This is a genomic window from Marinomonas sp. 15G6-16, from assembly GCF_055809555.1.
On record NZ_CM147916.1, the window covers coordinates 1225686 to 1243294 of the forward strand.

Genomic DNA, 17609 nt, shown 5'->3' on the forward strand with positions numbered 1-17609 from the left:
AAAGACAATACTAACAACACTGATGGTCGGAGTAGAGGGATTCGAACCCCCGACATCCTGCTCCCAAAGCAGGCGCGCTACCAGACTGCGCTATACTCCGATGGCTCCTCGAACTGGACTCGAACCAGTGACCCAATGATTAACAGTCATTTGCTCTACCAACTGAGCTATCGAGGAATTAATCAGAAATGCAGAATTTTAGCATTGGATAGTGGTGGGTCGTACTGGATTCGAACCAGTGACCAATTGATTAAAAGTCAACTGCTCTACCAACTGAGCTAACGACCCAACTATCAGAGTAATGGGGTGGACGATGGGGCTTGAACCCACGACCGCCGGAATCACAATCCGGAGCTCTACCAACTGAGCTACGCCCACCATTACAAGGTGACGATAAAAAATGGTCGGAGTAGAGGGATTCGAACCCCCGACATCCTGCTCCCAAAGCAGGCGCGCTACCAGACTGCGCTATACTCCGATGGCTCCTCGAACTGGACTCGAACCAGTGACCCAATGATTAACAGTCATTTGCTCTACCAACTGAGCTATCGAGGAACTAATTTTATCTTGTTCGCAACACACTCCCCTTAAGGAAGATGGCGGAGGAGGAGAGATTCGAACTCTCGGTAGGCTATTAACCTACGCCAGTTTTCAAGACTGGTGCATTAAACCGCTCTGCCACCCCTCCGTTGCGAGCGAGGTGTATATTACTGATTTGAAATTTCAGTGCAACATTTTTTTGTAAAAAAATTAACTTTTTTCACTTATATAGCCTTGTTCAGCCGAAGCGCGTATCCAAACATTGGAATACCAGTAATATTGGCGACCAGAATTATCCGGCATAGTGCAGTTAATACGACCACGACCTGTATTAAATGCCTTACTTGCCGTAGCAACCACTTCCGTATCAGACACCCACTCTAACGTCGCCTTACCTTGACCTGACACATAGCACGCCAAGTCTTTTAAGCGATATTTACCTTGTTTAAAGGTTAAACTGATAGAAACAGGCTTGTCCGTTGCGAAATCACCGCCTGTCTTCTCAGAGATAAGCGGCATTGGCTTCGAATTAAGTTTCGTTTTTAGAGTAGATAACTTTGCATAAGCACCGGACGCAGGAAAACGAGGTAGGTTCTGAAAATCGGAGTCCGCACTTACCACACCAGATTGTTGACCAAATGCCACAATCTCTCTCTCTTTCAACATATTGCGAAGGGTAATATTAGACTCACCATAGGGATACGCTAGCATCTTTGGTGAATGACCAAGCTCTTTAGTCAATAAGTCTTCTACATAATCCACTTCATTTTCCATTCGAGACAACCAAGCGCCATCAGATTCCCCTTCTTCTTTACGCAACATATAAGGGTGATTAATTGTATGATTTGCAAACACGCCACCAGCTTGCTCCATCTCTTTCATTTGCTCCCACGTCAAAGCATTGCCACGCAACGCTTCAACAGGCTCGCTATTAATGAATACCGTAAATGGGTAATCACGTTCAGATAGAATAGGAAAGGCTCCGCTATAAATATCACGATAGGAATCATCAAAAGTAATTGCCACCGCCTTATCAGGCAAATCCTCCCCCAACTTCAATTTATCTAAAGCAGTACGAAGATCCACAACTTCGAATCCAGCACTTTCTAAATAATTCATGTGTTCGGTAAATTCAGCTTCCGTAAGAGAAGTTGATCTAGGTGTCGTAGCACTCACATGGTGGTATTGGAGAACAGGCAAATAATCTTGAGCCTGCGCCAAAAGACTAGCACTCAACGCCCCCATCACAATTCCGTAGCGAACCTTAGATAACATACCTCTTCCTCTTTGTTTAATATTTGTGCTCATTCTACGCGACTAACTAAGTCGATGACCAGATTAGAAGCTCTAAAGCGGTCTCATCTAAAATTAAATCTATTTGAATATTGCGTCTCGTAAGCGATCGCGTTAGCGTAATTCTTTTGGACGCAAACAGAGTAACAACATGTTAGAAATTGGCACTCAGACTCACCCTCTTCCTAATCAAGATGCCCTTTATATCTTATTGCATCGAAATCAAGTTCTGGTTGAGCAAGATAATCAATTTTTAATTCCTTTTACTCACTTTCAGCCCAACGCCAATATGAACGCAGTATATTGCGGTCAATGGCATGGACAAAACATCTTTGTTTGCCGTTTTAAGTCAGTTCCAAAAGGCTTTAAAGAAATGGATCTGAGGGAGCTGCTTTTCCTCCAAGACCAAGACAGCTACATTCTACTCAGCAGAGCACATCAATTATCGACTTGGGATAGAGATCATCAATTCTGCGGGCGATGCGGCACCGCTATGGAAGAAAAGCATGCGAAGGAACACACCAAGATATGCCCGTCATGTAATCTTCGTCACTACCCACGTATCTCTCCTTGTGTGATTATTTCGATTCGAAAAGACAATCAAGTATTGCTTGCCCGTGGTCTGCATGCACCAAAAGGAAAATTCAGTAACATTGCAGGCTTTGTTGAAGCCGGCGAAACATTGGAACAAGCCGTTGCTCGTGAAATACGAGAAGAGGTTGGAATTGAAGTAAAAAACATACGTTATGCGAGCAGCCAACCTTGGTCTTTTCCACATCAACTTATGGTTGGTTTTTTTGCCGATTACGAAAGTGGTGAAATCACTCCAGCTCCGGGCGAAATAGATGAGGCCGATTGGTATCCTATTGATAACCTACCTCATATTCCGAACAGCGTGACGATTTCAGGGCAACTCATCCTGAACCATATAAAACACATAAAAGAACAAAAATAGTCACTCAATTTTATTTAGACTATTCAATATTTTTTTATATGATCTGACTTATTTATATTACCTTAATGAGAACTATGTGAACGAGTTACTGGCATTAATAGAACAAAAAGTACGTCCACTAATAGGACAAGGTAAAGTCGCTGACTACATTCCCGCTCTGGCAAACGTCAACCCAAACCAATTTGGTATTGCTGTGTACGGAAATGACGGCACAACATATCATGCGGGACAAGCTCATACCGACTTCTCTATCCAAAGTATCTCTAAAGTCTTCAGCTTAACACTTGCCATGAAACATTATGGTGAAACCATGTGGGAACGTGTTGGGCGAGAGCCATCCGGTAACCCCTTCAATTCCTTAGTACAACTAGAATACGAAGCAGGCATCCCCAGAAACCCCTTCATTAACGCAGGCGCTCTTGTCGTCAGTGATATGAATCAATCTCGCTTTGCTTCTCCCCATTACGCAATGAGAGAGTTTATTCGTCGACTAGCAGACAATCCGAATATACATTCGGACAAAATTGTTTCTACCTCAGAATACGAATTCCGCGCTCGAAATGCTTCGATGGCTTATTTAATGAAAGCGTTTGGCAATTTCGAAAATGATGTAGAAGACGTTCTGCGTAACTACTTTGACAATTGTGCCATGCAAATGAACTGCATTGACCTTGCCAAGGCATTCAGCTTTTTAGCTAACAAAGGCTACTCAAGGCACAATGACGAGCAAGTTTTAACCGCCAGGGAAACCACTCAAGTCAATGGTTTGCTAGCCACCAGCGGACTATACGATGAGGCAGGCAACTTTGCGTTCCGAGTAGGGCTACCCGGTAAAAGTGGCGTTGGCGGCGGCATTATCGCTATTGTCCCTAATCGCTTCTCTGTCTGTGTATGGTCCCCTGAACTCAATAAATCAGGAAACTCATTAGCAGGAATGGCGGCCTTAGAAGCCCTATCTGAAAGCATTGGCTGGTCTGTGTTTGGTTAAGAAACCACGACAAATAAAAAAGGCCTCATGATGAGGCCTTTCACGTTTTATCAATTCACATTATTCAGTGATGACTTTATAACACGGCACATATGCGCTTCCCGGAAGCTTCATACGCTGCTGATCAACAAAGGCTTCTAACAGAGAATCAAGCTTTGCCAGTAAAGCCTTATCGCCATGAATTTCAAATGGGCCAAACTCTTTAATATGAGCCACTCCCTGCGCTTTCACATTCCCCGCCACGATAGACGAAAAAGCACGACGTAAATCGGCCGCTAATAAATGCGTTTCTTGACCAAAATGAAGGTTCAACTCGCGAACATTTTCATGAGTAGGCTCAAATGGATGCTGAAACTCCTCTGGAATATGCAACTTCCAGTTGTAATAAAAAGCATCTTGATGCGCTTTGCGATACTGACGCACCTCTTCCATCCCCTGTTTCATTACTCGAGCGACTTCCACTTCATCTTCGATAATAATGCGATATTTACTCTGTGCTTCTTCACCTAACACCTCACCAATAAAAGCATGAATTTGTTCGAAATAATCTGCACTTTCTTTCGGGCCGGTAAACACCAAAGGATAAGGCACATCAGCATTTTTAGGGTGTAATAAAATCCCCAATATATAAAGAATCTCTTCTGCTGTGCCCGCACCACCAGGGAATACAACAATGCCATGACCAGCACGAACAAAAGCCTCAAGGCGCTTTTCAATATCCGGCATAATGACCAGCTGATTCACAATTGGATTAGGTGACTCAGCAGCAATAATACCCGGCTCAGTTAACCCTAAGTAAATGCCATTTTTAATCCGTTGCTTAGCATGAGCAATCGCAGCACCTTTCATTGGTCCTTTCATTGCACCAGGGCCGCAGCCAGTACAAATATTTAATTCGCGGAGACCTAACTCATGGCCAACTTTTTTGGTGTAATCATATTCATGACGTGCGATTGAATGCCCACCCCAACAAACAATCATGTCAGGGTTTTGAATACGACGGAACACATCTGCATTGCGTAATAACTCAAACACGACATTGGTTAATTTATCCGAGCTTGCGCCCTTCAAGTTGCTCGCGAGATTGTATTCATGCTGGGTAAAAATAATGTCACGCAACACACTAAACAGCATTTCTCGAACACTGCTGATCATCTTACCATCAACAAACGCACTGCCAGGGGCATTCTTCAGCTGCAGCTTAACGCCGCGCTCCTGTTGAATCACTTGAATATCAAAATCTTTAAATTCATCCATCACGGCCTGTGGATCGTCAGAGTCACTACCGCAATTCAAAATAGCCAAAGCACAACGATGAAATAAATCATGTAACTCACCTGTTTCTTCTGACAAACGAGTAATTTCATCATGGGACAACATTTCCAAAGCACCTTTAGGTGCCACTAACGCATCAACGCGATCTTCATACTGCATGATCGCCCTCCTTACTATTATTTCATTGGTTTCTAAGGGAATTGTTTTTTCATTCTCATCTATCATATTGGTTGCTAGCTGCGTATTTATCAAGTGCAGGCTTATAAGACATGGAAAAAGACTCAGAATAAAATCAATTATTTAGCCGGAATTAGCGACATAAGGCTTTATCATAAAACGACTTTGTTGCATTTGAACGTCGGGATTTTAGAAAGGAAGAAATCAAAGAAAGCATCACTGCAACAAGAGCTTTAATACTTACTGAACAAAACACAGCCTCTTTAAGGTAATCATCTTAAAGAGGCTGTTTAAGTATAAAAAATAACAAGGAATAGACTAAATGATCAATTAACCAAGGGGCGATAGAAGCCTTTCACTCTGTTCTCGAACGTCAGACGCTGCGCTAATGCCTTAAGCTGCTCCTCTTCTAACCCTTCCTTCAATTGCTTCATATCTTTAAGGTAACGGGCATCACCATAATAGCTTTCACTTAGCTCTAAACGATGCATCAAAGTTGCTTCAAATGAGTTTCTTAAACGATTCTGCTCTATATCGACAAAACCGTCATAAGCCTGCTCTACCCATTCAGGTGTAATGCTATTAGCGTATGTAGCCAAAACATCATCAGTCATAGCAGCCAAATCATCTAAACGCGATGGGTCACTTGAATATTGAATAGATAACTCTGCTCGGTCAGTATCTTGATTAAGCTCCAATACAGCCCTAACACTGTAAACACCTTGCACTTCACTGCGTAATCGTTTCTGCAGTTCGTCTTCCAGTCGCTCACCTAAATACAAGAGCTGAACCGCAGCTCGAGGAGACCAAGGTAACGACTGATAAGCATGTAATCGATATTCCGCCTTAGGCTCAGGGTTTAAGGCAACATCAACCACTCTCTGCCCAGGTAGCTGCAAAACTGGTGCAGTATTTTTCTTGGTAATAAAGCGCTCTTGTGAGTCTTTGTAGTCCTTACTCGAAGCTCTTGGGATAGTCGCTAGATAATGAGCGGCTAACGCGAGAACTTGAGCCTCCTCCATATGAGACACAATAAAGTATTGTGTTGGCAAACTAACTTGCTGCTGCCTAACTTCCTCTAAATACTCATGGGTCAGCTCTTGTAGATCCAACAAAGTAGGCACCATTGAGTCCTTGCCACCAAATCGAGCTTTTGCCAACTCACGAGAAAACGCCTCAATTGGACGAACGACAGAAACTCCAGCCGACCTTTTTAAATCCTCCATCACTGAAGCATAAACATCTGGCGCAATCCCCGTCACAGCATGGCCTTGATAATACAATCCAAGCATTTTTTCTAAACCTTTATCGCGGACACTTCCTCGATAAATGAGACTTTGTGACTTTTGCGTGGAGGATAAGAAAACATTGTTATTACGACGCCACTGCTGAAACTCATCATCGCTCCAACCATATACACCGGAAGCTTCAGACATTTGTTGTGCAATTTGTTGAGCCCAAGTAGAGCCTGTTTGCACTTGATAACCAGCAGAAGATAACGCAGAAAAATAACTGAATTCGTCCTCTATATTCGCTTCTTCTCGCGCCTCTATTTCTTCTGACTCATATGAACCTGACAATACGCTTGGATTTAAAAATAATAGCTGATCACCATTAGATAAACGCCACCTAGACAAACCAATCGTTTCATCACGAGATAACAACTCAACCGAGCCTTTTTCTTTCACTTTAGGCAACTCTTTTTCCGTAACAACGGTTTTACTTTCTAGACCGTCTAATGAGGATTTACGAGCCATTTCAAAAACAGCGCCAACATCTTCAGGTGAGCCAAGGTCAACACTTTCACCGCCCACTGCCTGTGTATATAGCACTCTATCAGGAGACGACAACCACTCCCGAAGACGAGTGTTCACATCCTCTAGAGAGACTGTTTTTATCAGTCTGAGTGCTTGATCATTGCTTTCCTCGGGGTCTGCTAATGGTTTTCCTAAAGCCACCGCTTCAACCATTTTAATTGACCAAATATTGCCCCGCTCTTTAGACACGCGTTTATTTCTTTCCGTTGTCTCAATAACTTGCTCAAACAAGGTTTCAAAATCTTCTTGAAAGAAGCCGTAACGCTTTAGACGCTCTATCTCTTGGGCAAGTACCATCAGCCCTTTTTTATGAAAACCACCATCAACGTTGACAGAGAAACCGACAATATCTACGTTTTCTGTTAGCTCTCCTTTCGTGCTAGTCAATGCCCGCACGTGCTCAGGTAGGTTTTCTCTTTGACGTCTAACTTGTTGGGTTAATAATCGACGCGTCATGTAGTTAATCAAACCATCACGTCTGCCTTCGTCAGTGTTAACAAACGCCTTATCAAATCGGTACAAGAAAGCCACACGATTAATTTTACTGCCAGAATCTATGAGCTGCCCCATTTTAATATTAGAGTCTAAAACAGGATTTTTAGGATGGCGTTGAGGAAGCGTTCTAGCTTTCTCCTTACTAAATATTGACTGTATTTTAGCTTCTAAAGCTTTCATGTCGGTCGGAGCAAAAATGATCAACGCCATGTTATTGGGAGCATACCAATCACGATAAAACGCTTGTAGGCGCTCAGCAGGAGTGTGCTGTATTGAATCTTGAGTGCCGATTACTGGTCGTTCTGGATACAAGGATCCAACACGTAAAATCGCTTTTTTGTCCTCATTTATACGGGAGCGATGGCTTAATTTCCCACGCCACTCTTCTTCAATAATTAAGCGTTCTTTGACTAAGGACTCCGCTTTAATTTGCGCTTGAAATGCCATCTGCTGATAAATATTTAAAAGTGAGTCCAGGTTTTCAGGAGTAGTATTCCGCAAATTCACCATGTAGCGAGTATTTTCACTATTCGTCATGGCGTTAAAACCTCGACCTTGCTTAAGACCTAAATCCGTTAGAGCCTTTCGAACTCCATCGGGCAAACCATTACTTTCATGAAATACCATATGCTCAACCATATGGGCAACACCTAATTGATCCTCTTCCTCATCAATCGCACCAGCTAAAACCAGCAAGTTTGCGATTGTTAACCCTTCTGTAGAGGTCTCATCCTGCCTTGAATCAAACAAGTAATAACGAAATCCATTTTCTAATGTGCCATTAACAACTCGTTTATCCCACTCCAACTTTCCATCAGTAGGGGCCGCTAATACAGGTGACAGCCAACAAAATAACCATGATACACAAACAAAACTAAGCAGTTTTCTACGAGACGACATAAATAAAATCACAACAAAACCTTCAACAGGTAAAGCAGAAGCTCATTCATCAAATGAGCTTCTGTCTTCAAAAATTTATAAAAAGTACCAATTTAGGAAAAAGAAAAGATTAGAAATAGGCTCCAAAAGCCAAACTGATCGAACGACCAGCCGTATATGAATAAGTGCCTGAACTAGTAGACATATCTACAACATCATCAAACACATTATTTACAGAGACTTCTATGCTGCCTGAAACCTCTTTGAATAATTGAGGTTTCCACTCAATTGAAGTATCTAATGTAATTAGACCGTCAAAGTCTAAATCGGCATAAATGTCGTAATCAACGCCTGCACTATCTGTGTAGTCTTCATATGTATTTTGAGCAACCTTACCGCCAAATTTCACATTCACTCTATTAGACCAAACAATATTCCAGTCTGGTATTTGAGTCGTTGTCGAAAAGTCCACTGCAAAGGGGATGTTATAGTCGACGGAAGGCAGCTGGGTTAGATAAACCACTTCTCCATTGTAGTAAACCTGGCTTGATGAAATCTCATCCTCATAAGATACATCGCTCGTCACGTTAGAATCACTTTCCTGATAACTTACAGCGAAGGTACCATAAGTTTTTGTGTTTCCAATCTCGATTGGCTCACGAGTTTTTAGCTCTAAGGAGATATTAAAAGACGAGCTTTCACCAAGGTTATCGTAGTAATCTAAGCCATCGTCGGTTTCTGCACGCGTCACCATATCCTTACTTTCTCGATTTACAAACGTCAAGCTCGCATCTATGACACCAAACCTTTGTATAGCACCAATCATCAACTCATCAGAATAAGGCGTTTTTAAATCATAATCAGATAAAGAATCGTCTGAGTATTCGGTTGTGCTGTATACACTGCCATCTGAGTTGTATCTGGTAAACGTTCGCCATGAGCGTAATGTGCTATTCACTTCATAGCGGAAAAAGCTGCGCCCATAATATCGACTGGCACCTGTTATCAATTTGGTACTGCTATCACCAAAAAGATCCCAAGTAACATTTGCTCGTGGAGACAAATCAAGGTTTTCTAATATAGAGTTATAATCAGCACGCACACCTAGGTAATAGTCAAAATCTCCTACCGTAAAGTTATCAGATAAATACACACCTGCAGAGTAGCCAGAAACGTCTAACTTGTTCTTCTCAACTTCACTAGTGGAATACAAATATTCATCGTCACGATCAGTACAACCAGTTGTTTCACATCGATAGAAAGAATAGGAGATATCATCTTCAACTTCATAAAACATTGTTTCGTAATCTAATTTAAGACCCGTTTTAATAATGTGATCTGCATTAGCGAAGGAGAATGTATTTTGTATCCAATCTAAAGATAACTCGGTGGTATTCTGCTGTTGATTAATGTCGCCATAACCACCTTCATAAGGCCAACCCCCAGCATAATAATCAGCTTGGTGATAGGTATAGAAAGAGTCATCTGAGTCTAAGTTATCGCTGGACTCACTATAAGAAATTTTACCTTTTAGTGTTCCGTTTTCAGCAAGATATTCAGCATCGATACCAATACCATTAGATTGGTGAGACTTAACAAAACCGGACTCATAAGAAGCCGAAGTCAAACCATCGTGATAACGGTTCGCGTACAATATCGACATACCAAGATCAAGCTTGTCATTTACCTTGTGATCTACACGTCCCATAAAGTTGTCAACCGTATCATCGTATTCAATGCCCTGCTGACCATAAATGGTTGAACCTATGTTTTTGACATAACTTTGAGAAAAATTAGAAGTCGCTCTTGAAGCGGTAAAGGTGACCCCAGTATCTTCAGTAATGCCTTTTGCACCAGAGATAGTCAGTCGCTGTTTCAAAAAGTCTGGTGTATATGAGCCATCAATCAAATCACCATCAGAAAAGTCTTCTTCTAATGACTCATCCACGTGCATTTCGGTCCACTCATCTTTTGATATAGCGTACTTGATAGATAGAGAATCCTCTCCGTCATAGCGCTTTAATGTTGAAGAAACAACGCCCCCAAGAAAGCCGCCAAATTCAACCGGAACATTAGAGTCATAAACTTCAACAGACTCCAAGGCATCTGGATCTACATAATAAGCCTGAGATGAACTGCCACCCAACATACTTAAGTTCGTCGGTGTAATAGGATTCGTGTAAGTATCCTCTGAATCTCCAGGATTCAGGTCATTATTCGCTGAAATGCCATCAATAATATAAGCGTTCTGATAATGAGATTGGCCATGGATAGATATTTCATCAGGTCGCATGCTTGCACTATTAGCAGAAGAGCTTGATGTCAAACTATATCGAACCGCACCATTCCCTTGCAGCAAATCAGTTAGATTTCCATCCCCACCCGCCATTGAGTCAATTTCACTGGCATCTAAAACGCGCTTACCTATCACAACCGCCGTAGACTCGCTGTCTTCAACTAACAAAACAGGCAAATTCACACCGTTTTCATCTTTTATGATCTCCTCTTCAGAAAGGATCATAACCGTACCTTTATCATCCACTTTAAAGGTCAACCCAGTGCCTGCGAGTAACTGACTTAAAGCCATTAGCCCAGTCGCACTACCCGATACTCCAGCCGTATTTTTATTGCTCAATAAAGCAAAGTCTGCCGATAAAAACACACCAGTCTGAGCCGCAAATTGATTTAACGCAACAGAAAGCTGTCCAGAAGCAATATTGTAGTTTTGGATTTCATTTAGATCGTCAGCAAGAGAGCATGAGCTATAGATAGCAGACGCCATAATCGCAACTTGCACTACTTTCGCGACGCGAGTTTTAGTAAAAATAGAAGTCGACATAGATATATTCAGCCATTAATAAGAATGAGTCTTACTTCTATACCGAACGAAGGGGAAGAAAAGGGACACAATAAAATCAGTATTTAAGAAAAAATATTTTTTATCCTGAATACTTAAGCTGAAGAGACACTTGCCCACCATGGCAAGGACTGCTTCACATGAATAGGGAACGAGTTTTCTAGCATATTGATCACAAGATCAAAGTCATTAATTGGGTAGGTTCCTGTCACTTTTAAATTCGCAACACTTGGATCAATATTAATGTAGCCGTATCGATAGCGACCAATTTCACTTAAGAACTCAGATAAAGGCATCCCATCAACAATTAACAGTCCCTTCACCCAAGATTCGTACATTGCTTCAACCGGACGCAAAGCCGTCATGGAGTGCGCCGAAAACCTTACCTCTTGCCCTGCATGCAATGTTTGGATTGAGTTAGCATCTAAGGGCGCCAAAGAAACCACACCCTCATAAACAGCCAGCACGGCTTGTTGATTGGATAAGTTCCGCACAGAGAAACGTGCCGCTTCTTTACCTGCATTCATCACAGCATTATTAGAAGATACGGTGAACGGCCTACTGTCCAAAGTAGGCTGAGTCTGAATAAGTATCTCACCTGCAACCAATGAGACATTACGAAATTGAGTATCATAACTATGATTAATAGCACTGTTGGTATTCAACCAAACATTGCTGCCATCTTCTAAACCATAAGAAGAAACCTGCCCAACGTGCGTACGGAAGTCAGCATTCCAAGAGGACGCCAGAACAGGTAACTTTGTGTGTTCCCAACTGAACCAACCCAATGCAGCAACACCCGTTAACCCCATAGCACCTTTCATAAACTGTCGCCTATTAAGGCTTCTCGTATACTGCTCTTCCATCACATATCGAGCAGATTGATTGCTTCCTGCATCTTGGAAAGAAGAAAACATATCCCCTATTTCAGTGACTTTTTTCCACGCGTCACGATGCTCTTCGCTCATCGCCAACCAATCTTGCCATGCTGAATAATCAGTTTCTGAAACAGGCTTATCAGATAACACAACAAACCAATCGGATGCGGCTTCCAATGCTTTAAAACTTGTGGATTTAGAAGAGATCATGACAAGACAAACTTATACTATAAATTGGATTTAAATAAGGCACATTGCAACATAGCTTGAGCCATATATCGCTTTACCATACGCTCTGAAACAGACAGCCTTTCCGCGATTTCACGATATGTCAGACCATGCAGTTGAGATAAAATCAACGTATTTGCTACTTTCTTAGGAAGGGAAGAGATCATAGCATCGAGTTCACACAGCAACTCAATCATTACATTGGTGTGCTCAGCAGAAGGTGTATATTGCTCTTCATTATGAGTTAAGGATTCTAGCCAAGCTTGCTCTATTTGTTTACGACGCCAATGATCGACACATAACCCTTTAGCAACGGTACTCAAAAAAGCTTTTGCTTCATCCATGTTTGAAAAATACTTTGGCTTTTTAAGCAAACGAAGAAATGTATCTTGAACAACATCAGCAGCTAACTCATGACAGCCTAAGCGATTACGGATCCATCCTGTTAACCATCGGCTGTGTTCCACATACAGCTCTTCAACATTATGGGTCGTTTGACACTTAAGACTCATTGCTCAGCTAAACCTCATTTAAATAGAAATTTGAAAGTGAGCAAAAAATACACTAAATGAGAATCAATATCAAACAAAGAGATTAAATTATAGCCACTTAAAGCGCCTTATCTCACAAAGTCGTAAACACGCCTCCTTTCTTAATGGCTTTTTGATAGGAAGGTTCTTTTTCTACCTGTTTCAAGAAGCGGCTAATATTTGGAAACTTTGTCAGATCCATTCGAGTGCTTGCCGCTTGTAAAGGGAAGCTCATTTGAATATCGGCTGCGGTTAATTTGTCACCTGCAAACCAGGTTTGCTGATTTAGGGTTTCCTCAATAAAACTCATCTGAGGCTCAATTCGCGGGTTAATGAATTTCTCTTGGACTTTGCCTGTGATCATTTTGGCAATCGGCTTAATGAAAAAAGGCATGGGATTTTGAGGCACTTTCATCATAACCAACTTCATGACGAGAAGCGGCATTAAAGAGCCTTCCGCGAAATGCAGCCAATAACGATAATCCAATAAAGCTTGCCCTTCTGTAGGCCTTAAACGCTTTTCCGTATCGTATCTGTCTAATAGGTATTCAATAATCGCACCGGATTCTGCAACCGTAAGTTCGCCATCAGCAATAACGGGGGACTTGCCCAAAGGATGAACCGCTTTTAGTGATTCAGGGCCAGAGGCTGTTTCTGGGTCACGTTTGTATTCTATTACTTCATAATCCAACTCAAGCTCTTCTAACAACCATAAGATGCGCTGAGAACGTGAGTTTTCTAAATGATGAACTTTAATCATAAGGGGCTCCCTTGTATTCACTACCTTGGTAACAGGTTAAAGCTCATAGGACAAAACACAAGACAAGCTTCTCAAAAGTCAGCAACACTTTGACTACTCACAAACAATACACCGTAACTAACAAAAGAAAACATATCTGTTTTCTGAACAACCAATAAACAGCAAAAAAGTATCACAACCAATCAAGTCAATACAAATAAAGACTAAGTTCACAATATTTGCACATTTTGCCGCACTCTTTACCCAATGTACCAGTATCACTACGAAAAAAGGGCTGATATAGTTCAGCGCTATTTTATATTAGAGCCAATTTAACTATCAGAAAATAATTACTGATACCTATTGACTATCTTGATGTAAAAATAATTAAACATTTTTGCTGCTTGTTTTATATGCGTTCTGCGAAGCTGGGAACTGATTTCATAAGAAACAGGAACATTAAATCAGTGAGTTTATATAAATAAACCCTCTATTTTGTATGTTTCAAATTCCATGATTTCACTTCCAACCAAACGCCTCTGCACTGCAAAACAGCAATACTCTTTTCAGCATTACCTCATACATCGAGTTTGTTTGAGTCAATGACTGAAGAATACGCAATTTTCGATGTTGCCTAGAATGGATTTCTATCAATAAACCTTTGGCAAAAAAAAATAATGAGATAGCAAGATGAATTTCAAACAACTAGAGAATGTCAGCGAAGAACAGCTGCCAATAGCAAAACATAAACGTCATGGCTGGAAGCATTTCCTAGGCCTATATGCAGGCGAGCATGTTGCCGCAACAGAATTTGTTATCGGTGCAACTTTTGTTGCGCTGGGCGCAAAGACAATGGATATATTACTCGGTCTTTTAATCGGTAATATTTTGGCGATTTTAAGTTGGACGCTAATCACTGCGCCGATCGCCACTCAAACACGTCTAAGCCTTTACACTTACTTAGATAAAATTGCGGGTAAATCCATGACCAAGCTCTATAACTGGGCTAACGTGGTGATATTTACCGTCATATCCGCCGCCATGATCACGGTCTCCAGTACCGCTGTCAGGTACTTATTCAACATTCCCGCTCAGTTAAACTGGTTCCCAACAGACCCTTGGTTTGTCCTAGTTGTACTCGCTGTTGGTATCGTCGTGGTATTTGTTGCCATGTACGGATTTAAAGCCGTTTCTGAGTTTTCTGGTATTTGTGGCCCTTGGTTATTTGTGATGTTCGGTTCTGGCGCACTTGTCATGATGCCTGCACTTGCCGACTCTGTTCTTGGCACAACATCACTACACAGCTTCAAGGACTTTATCACCATAGGCGACCAGTCAATTTGGACTGGCATCAATGCTCAGGGGGAACCCGGAATTGGCCTGCTTGAAGTAATCGGTTTCGCTTGGGCAGCAAACACAATCACCCACTTCGGTCTTATCGATATGGCGTTGTTGCGTTACGCGAAAAAGCCAATTTACGGCCTTTCTACCAGCTCAGGTATGCTTTTCGGTCACTTTATTGCTTGGATCTCTGCCGGCATCATGGGTGCAGGTACCGCTGTTTTGGTTAAGAAATCCATCATTGAGCTTGATCCAGGTGATGTGGCTTTCCAAGCATTAGGTCTATCTGGTTTCGTCATTGTTATCATTGCAGGTTGGACAACCGCAAACGCGAACTTGTATCGCGCTGGTTTGGCTGCTCAAGGCATTTTCCACCGTTACTCAAGAAGACAAACAACCCTTGCAGTTGGTGTCGTAACTGTCATCGTGGCGTGTTTCCCATTCGTTTTCAGTAAGATTTTGCCACTACTAACTTACGCTGGTTTGTTGGTTGTTCCTGTTGGTGCAATCGTTTTTGCAGAACACGTTATCTTCCCAAGAATTGGCTTCAGCCGTTACTGGGTTAGTTACCAAAAGCTAACTCACAGCACGCCAGCGGTTGCGTCTTGGGCGATTGGTCTCGTGTTTGGCTTTGGTTTAAACGCGCTTGATGTGATCTCATTTTACTACCTATTCTTACCGACATGGGTTGTGACTATTGTCGTTTATACCTTGCTTGCAAAACGCTATGGCGCAGACAAAAAGTACCCAGAAGAAAAAGCAGAAATGGCAGAGCACAACAAACTGGTTGCCGCTTTCCATGAGCAACAAGCAAAAGAAGAAAGCCCAATAGTAGAAGACAATTCTCTATTGTCTACAGCGCTAAAAGTCATTGCTTGGTTGAGCTTAGGTGTCACCTTAACTCTTGCTTCCATCACCATGTTTAGCAGTGCTGACATGGCAGCGTATTTAGAAAACCGTGACACTTTCTATTTTTATGGCTTTATCTGTACTGTCGTCTACTTCGTAGCGGCTTATTGGGTATTGCGTCGGAAAAAAGCGCTACAAGCGTAATTAATCATTCGAGAATCATGATGACAACATTCATAGCATTGAATCAAAGTAACCTACCGCACTTGCCAGAGTCTTTCGTTCGTCCGACGTACGACCGAAGCAAACTCAAGGCTGGAATCGTGCACATTGGCGTAGGTGGATTTCACCGATCTCACGAGGCTTATTACACAGATGAGCTTTTAGCAAACACCCAATCAACAGAATGGGGCATTTGCGGCGTTGGCTTACGTGAAGCTGACCGTAAAATCGGTGATGTTCTTAAACAGCAAGATTATCTTTATACCTTGATCGTCAAACACCCTAACGGACAAATAGAAAATCGAGTGATTGGTTCAATCATTGATTTCATGCTGGCAAGCGATGATTCTTCTGCTGTGATTAACAAAATGGCGAACGAAGAAACCAAAATAGTCTCATTGACGATCACAGAAGGTGGCTATCACTTTAACCCTGTGACCAATGAATTCGACTTTGATCATCCTGACGTTCAGCACGATCTAGCCAATCCAGCTACACCAAAAATGGTGTTCGGTTACTTGACTGCTGCATTGAAAAAACGTCGTGATGCAGGTTTGCCAGCTTTTACTGTTCAGTCTTGCGACAACATCCAGCACAACGGTGACATGACACGCAAAATGCTATTGGCATTTGCTCGTAAACAGGATTCTGACTTAGCAACGTGGATCGAAGCAGAAGTTCGCTTCCCGAATGCCATGGTAGACCGCATTACGCCAGTCACAACACCTGCTGATATCGCAACATTAAAAGACGCCGGTGTCGATGATGCTTGGCCTGTCGTTTGCGAACCATTCCACCAATGGGTCATTGAAGACACATTCTCAAATGGTCGCCCAGAATGGGAAAGTGTTGGCGCGCAATTTGTGCCTGACGTAACTCCTTACGAAACCATGAAGATTCGCCTTCTAAACGCAGGTCACTCTGTTTTAGGTTTGTTGGGTTCCATTCACGGCCACCAAACAATTGACGGCTGTATCGCAGATCCATTGTTCGCAACTTACTTACGTCAATTCATGGACGTTGAAGCCACTCCGGTTCTCGCGCCAGTTGAAGGCATTGACTTGGAAGAGTACAAAAGCACGCTAATCACACGTTTTGGTAACCCAAATGTGAAAGATAACCTAGCGCGCATTTGTCTAGAAAGCTCAGCAAAATTGCCAACTTTCTTAATTCCAACCATCGCAGAAAACCTTAAAAAAGGCGGTAGCGTAAAATACGCCGCTTTGGTCATCGCGGCTTGGTGTTATTACTCAGACAAAGGCACAGACAAAAATGGCGTCGCGCTCGACATCGTCGATGCAATGAAAGCGGAATTACACGAAGCGGCAGCAAACACAGCGAAAGACAAACTGTCCTTCCTGAAGCTTGATGACATCTTTGGTGAATTGGCTCAAACGGATGCATTCACAAGTGAATACACTCGCCAGCTTGATGCGCTTTACGCAAACCCAGACATTGCAGTCTTAATGCAAGAAATCATCAAATAGCCTCAAGTAACAACGGCTATTAAAAAGCCCGATAAACTCGTATTAAATCGAGTCTATCG

The 17609-nt window shown here is 42.2% G+C and carries 11 protein-coding genes and 7 tRNA genes; 4 read left to right on the forward strand and 14 right to left on the reverse strand.

Annotated features, from left to right (window positions below):
* Window positions 1–23: 23 nt before the first annotated feature.
* The 8 genes from AC0L46_RS05925 to AC0L46_RS05960 form a co-directional block, all read right to left on the reverse strand.
* Window positions 24–100 (reverse strand) — tRNA-Pro (locus AC0L46_RS05925).
* Window position 101: 1 nt separating this feature from the next.
* Window positions 102–177 (reverse strand) — tRNA-Asn (locus AC0L46_RS05930).
* Window positions 178–212: 35 nt separating this feature from the next.
* Window positions 213–288 (reverse strand) — tRNA-Lys (locus tag AC0L46_RS05935).
* Window positions 289–302: 14 nt separating this feature from the next.
* Window positions 303–378: transfer RNA gene (locus tag AC0L46_RS05940), tRNA-His, on the reverse strand.
* A gap of 23 nt (window positions 379–401) precedes the next feature.
* Window positions 402–478 (reverse strand) — tRNA-Pro (locus AC0L46_RS05945).
* Window position 479: 1 nt separating this feature from the next.
* Window positions 480–555, reverse strand: a tRNA-Asn gene (locus AC0L46_RS05950).
* A gap of 42 nt (window positions 556–597) precedes the next feature.
* Window positions 598–688, reverse strand: a tRNA-Ser gene (locus tag AC0L46_RS05955).
* 62 nt (window positions 689–750) lie between these two features.
* Complete coding sequence (locus AC0L46_RS05960) at window positions 751–1815, reverse strand: polysaccharide deacetylase family protein (protein WP_473506505.1); 1065 nt, start codon at window positions 1813–1815, stop codon at window positions 751–753.
* A gap of 169 nt (window positions 1816–1984) precedes the next feature.
* Between AC0L46_RS05960 and nudC the strand changes: the two genes are divergently transcribed.
* Together nudC and glsB are read left to right on the forward strand one after the other, a co-directional pair.
* Window positions 1985–2788 carry an NAD(+) diphosphatase gene (gene nudC / locus AC0L46_RS05965; protein WP_473506507.1) on the forward strand — a complete coding sequence of 268 codons (804 nt, stop codon included), beginning with the start codon at window positions 1985–1987 and terminating at the stop codon, window positions 2786–2788.
* Between the two features lie 76 nt (window positions 2789–2864).
* Entirely contained in the window at window positions 2865–3776 is a 912-nt protein-coding gene (glsB, locus tag AC0L46_RS05970) for a glutaminase B (protein WP_473506509.1), read from the forward strand.
* A gap of 60 nt (window positions 3777–3836) precedes the next feature.
* Here the strand turns inward: glsB and ppnN are convergent, their stop codons facing one another.
* From ppnN to AC0L46_RS06000, 6 genes are all read right to left on the reverse strand, one after another.
* Entirely contained in the window at window positions 3837–5210 is a 1374-nt protein-coding gene (gene ppnN / locus AC0L46_RS05975) for a nucleotide 5'-monophosphate nucleosidase PpnN (protein ID WP_473506511.1), read from the reverse strand.
* Between the two features lie 344 nt (window positions 5211–5554).
* Window positions 5555–8452 (reverse strand): M16 family metallopeptidase, encoded by a 2898-nt coding sequence (locus AC0L46_RS05980; RefSeq protein WP_473506513.1) that lies wholly within the window; start codon window positions 8450–8452, stop codon window positions 5555–5557.
* Window positions 8453–8549: 97 nt separating this feature from the next.
* Complete coding sequence (locus AC0L46_RS05985) at window positions 8550–11258, reverse strand: TonB-dependent receptor plug domain-containing protein (protein WP_473506515.1); 2709 nt, start codon at window positions 11256–11258, stop codon at window positions 8550–8552.
* A 113-nt stretch (window positions 11259–11371) separates the two neighbouring features.
* Window positions 11372–12364 carry a FecR domain-containing protein gene (locus tag AC0L46_RS05990; protein WP_473506517.1) on the reverse strand — a complete coding sequence of 331 codons (993 nt, stop codon included), beginning with the start codon at window positions 12362–12364 and terminating at the stop codon, window positions 11372–11374.
* A 17-nt stretch (window positions 12365–12381) separates the two neighbouring features.
* Complete coding sequence (locus tag AC0L46_RS05995; protein WP_473506519.1) at window positions 12382–12894, reverse strand: sigma-70 family RNA polymerase sigma factor; 513 nt, start codon at window positions 12892–12894, stop codon at window positions 12382–12384.
* Between the two features lie 112 nt (window positions 12895–13006).
* Window positions 13007–13672, reverse strand: a complete 666-nt coding sequence (locus AC0L46_RS06000; protein WP_473506521.1) for a glutathione S-transferase — start codon at window positions 13670–13672, stop codon at window positions 13007–13009.
* A gap of 669 nt (window positions 13673–14341) precedes the next feature.
* Here AC0L46_RS06000 and AC0L46_RS06005 point away from each other — a divergent pair.
* Window positions 14342–16045 (forward strand): purine-cytosine permease family protein, encoded by a 1704-nt coding sequence (locus AC0L46_RS06005; protein ID WP_414681364.1) that lies wholly within the window; start codon window positions 14342–14344, stop codon window positions 16043–16045.
* Window positions 16046–16062: 17 nt separating this feature from the next.
* Window positions 16063–17550, forward strand: a complete 1488-nt coding sequence (locus tag AC0L46_RS06010; protein ID WP_473506523.1) for a mannitol dehydrogenase family protein — start codon at window positions 16063–16065, stop codon at window positions 17548–17550.
* Window positions 17551–17609: the final 59 nt, after the last annotated feature.

Excerpts from the sequence above, each read along its gene's own strand:
- AC0L46_RS05960 (WP_473506505.1), bottom strand. The coding sequence starts at position 1,815 with ATGTTATCTAAGGTTCGCTACGGAATTGTGATGGGGGCGTTGAGTGCT.
- nudC (WP_473506507.1), top strand. The coding sequence starts at position 1,985 with ATGTTAGAAATTGGCACTCAGACTCACCCTCTTCCTAATCAAGATGCC.
- ppnN (WP_473506511.1), bottom strand. The coding sequence starts at position 5,210 with ATGCAGTATGAAGATCGCGTTGATGCGTTAGTGGCACCTAAAGGTGCT.
- AC0L46_RS05985 (WP_473506515.1), bottom strand. The coding sequence starts at position 11,258 with ATGTCGACTTCTATTTTTACTAAAACTCGCGTCGCGAAAGTAGTGCAA.
- AC0L46_RS05990 (WP_473506517.1), bottom strand. The coding sequence starts at position 12,364 with ATGATCTCTTCTAAATCCACAAGTTTTAAAGCATTGGAAGCCGCATCC.
- AC0L46_RS05995 (WP_473506519.1), bottom strand. The coding sequence starts at position 12,894 with ATGAGTCTTAAGTGTCAAACGACCCATAATGTTGAAGAGCTGTATGTG.
- AC0L46_RS06000 (WP_473506521.1), bottom strand. The coding sequence starts at position 13,672 with ATGATTAAAGTTCATCATTTAGAAAACTCACGTTCTCAGCGCATCTTA.
- AC0L46_RS06005 (WP_414681364.1), top strand. The coding sequence starts at position 14,342 with ATGAATTTCAAACAACTAGAGAATGTCAGCGAAGAACAGCTGCCAATA.
- AC0L46_RS06010 (WP_473506523.1), top strand. The coding sequence starts at position 16,063 with ATGATGACAACATTCATAGCATTGAATCAAAGTAACCTACCGCACTTG.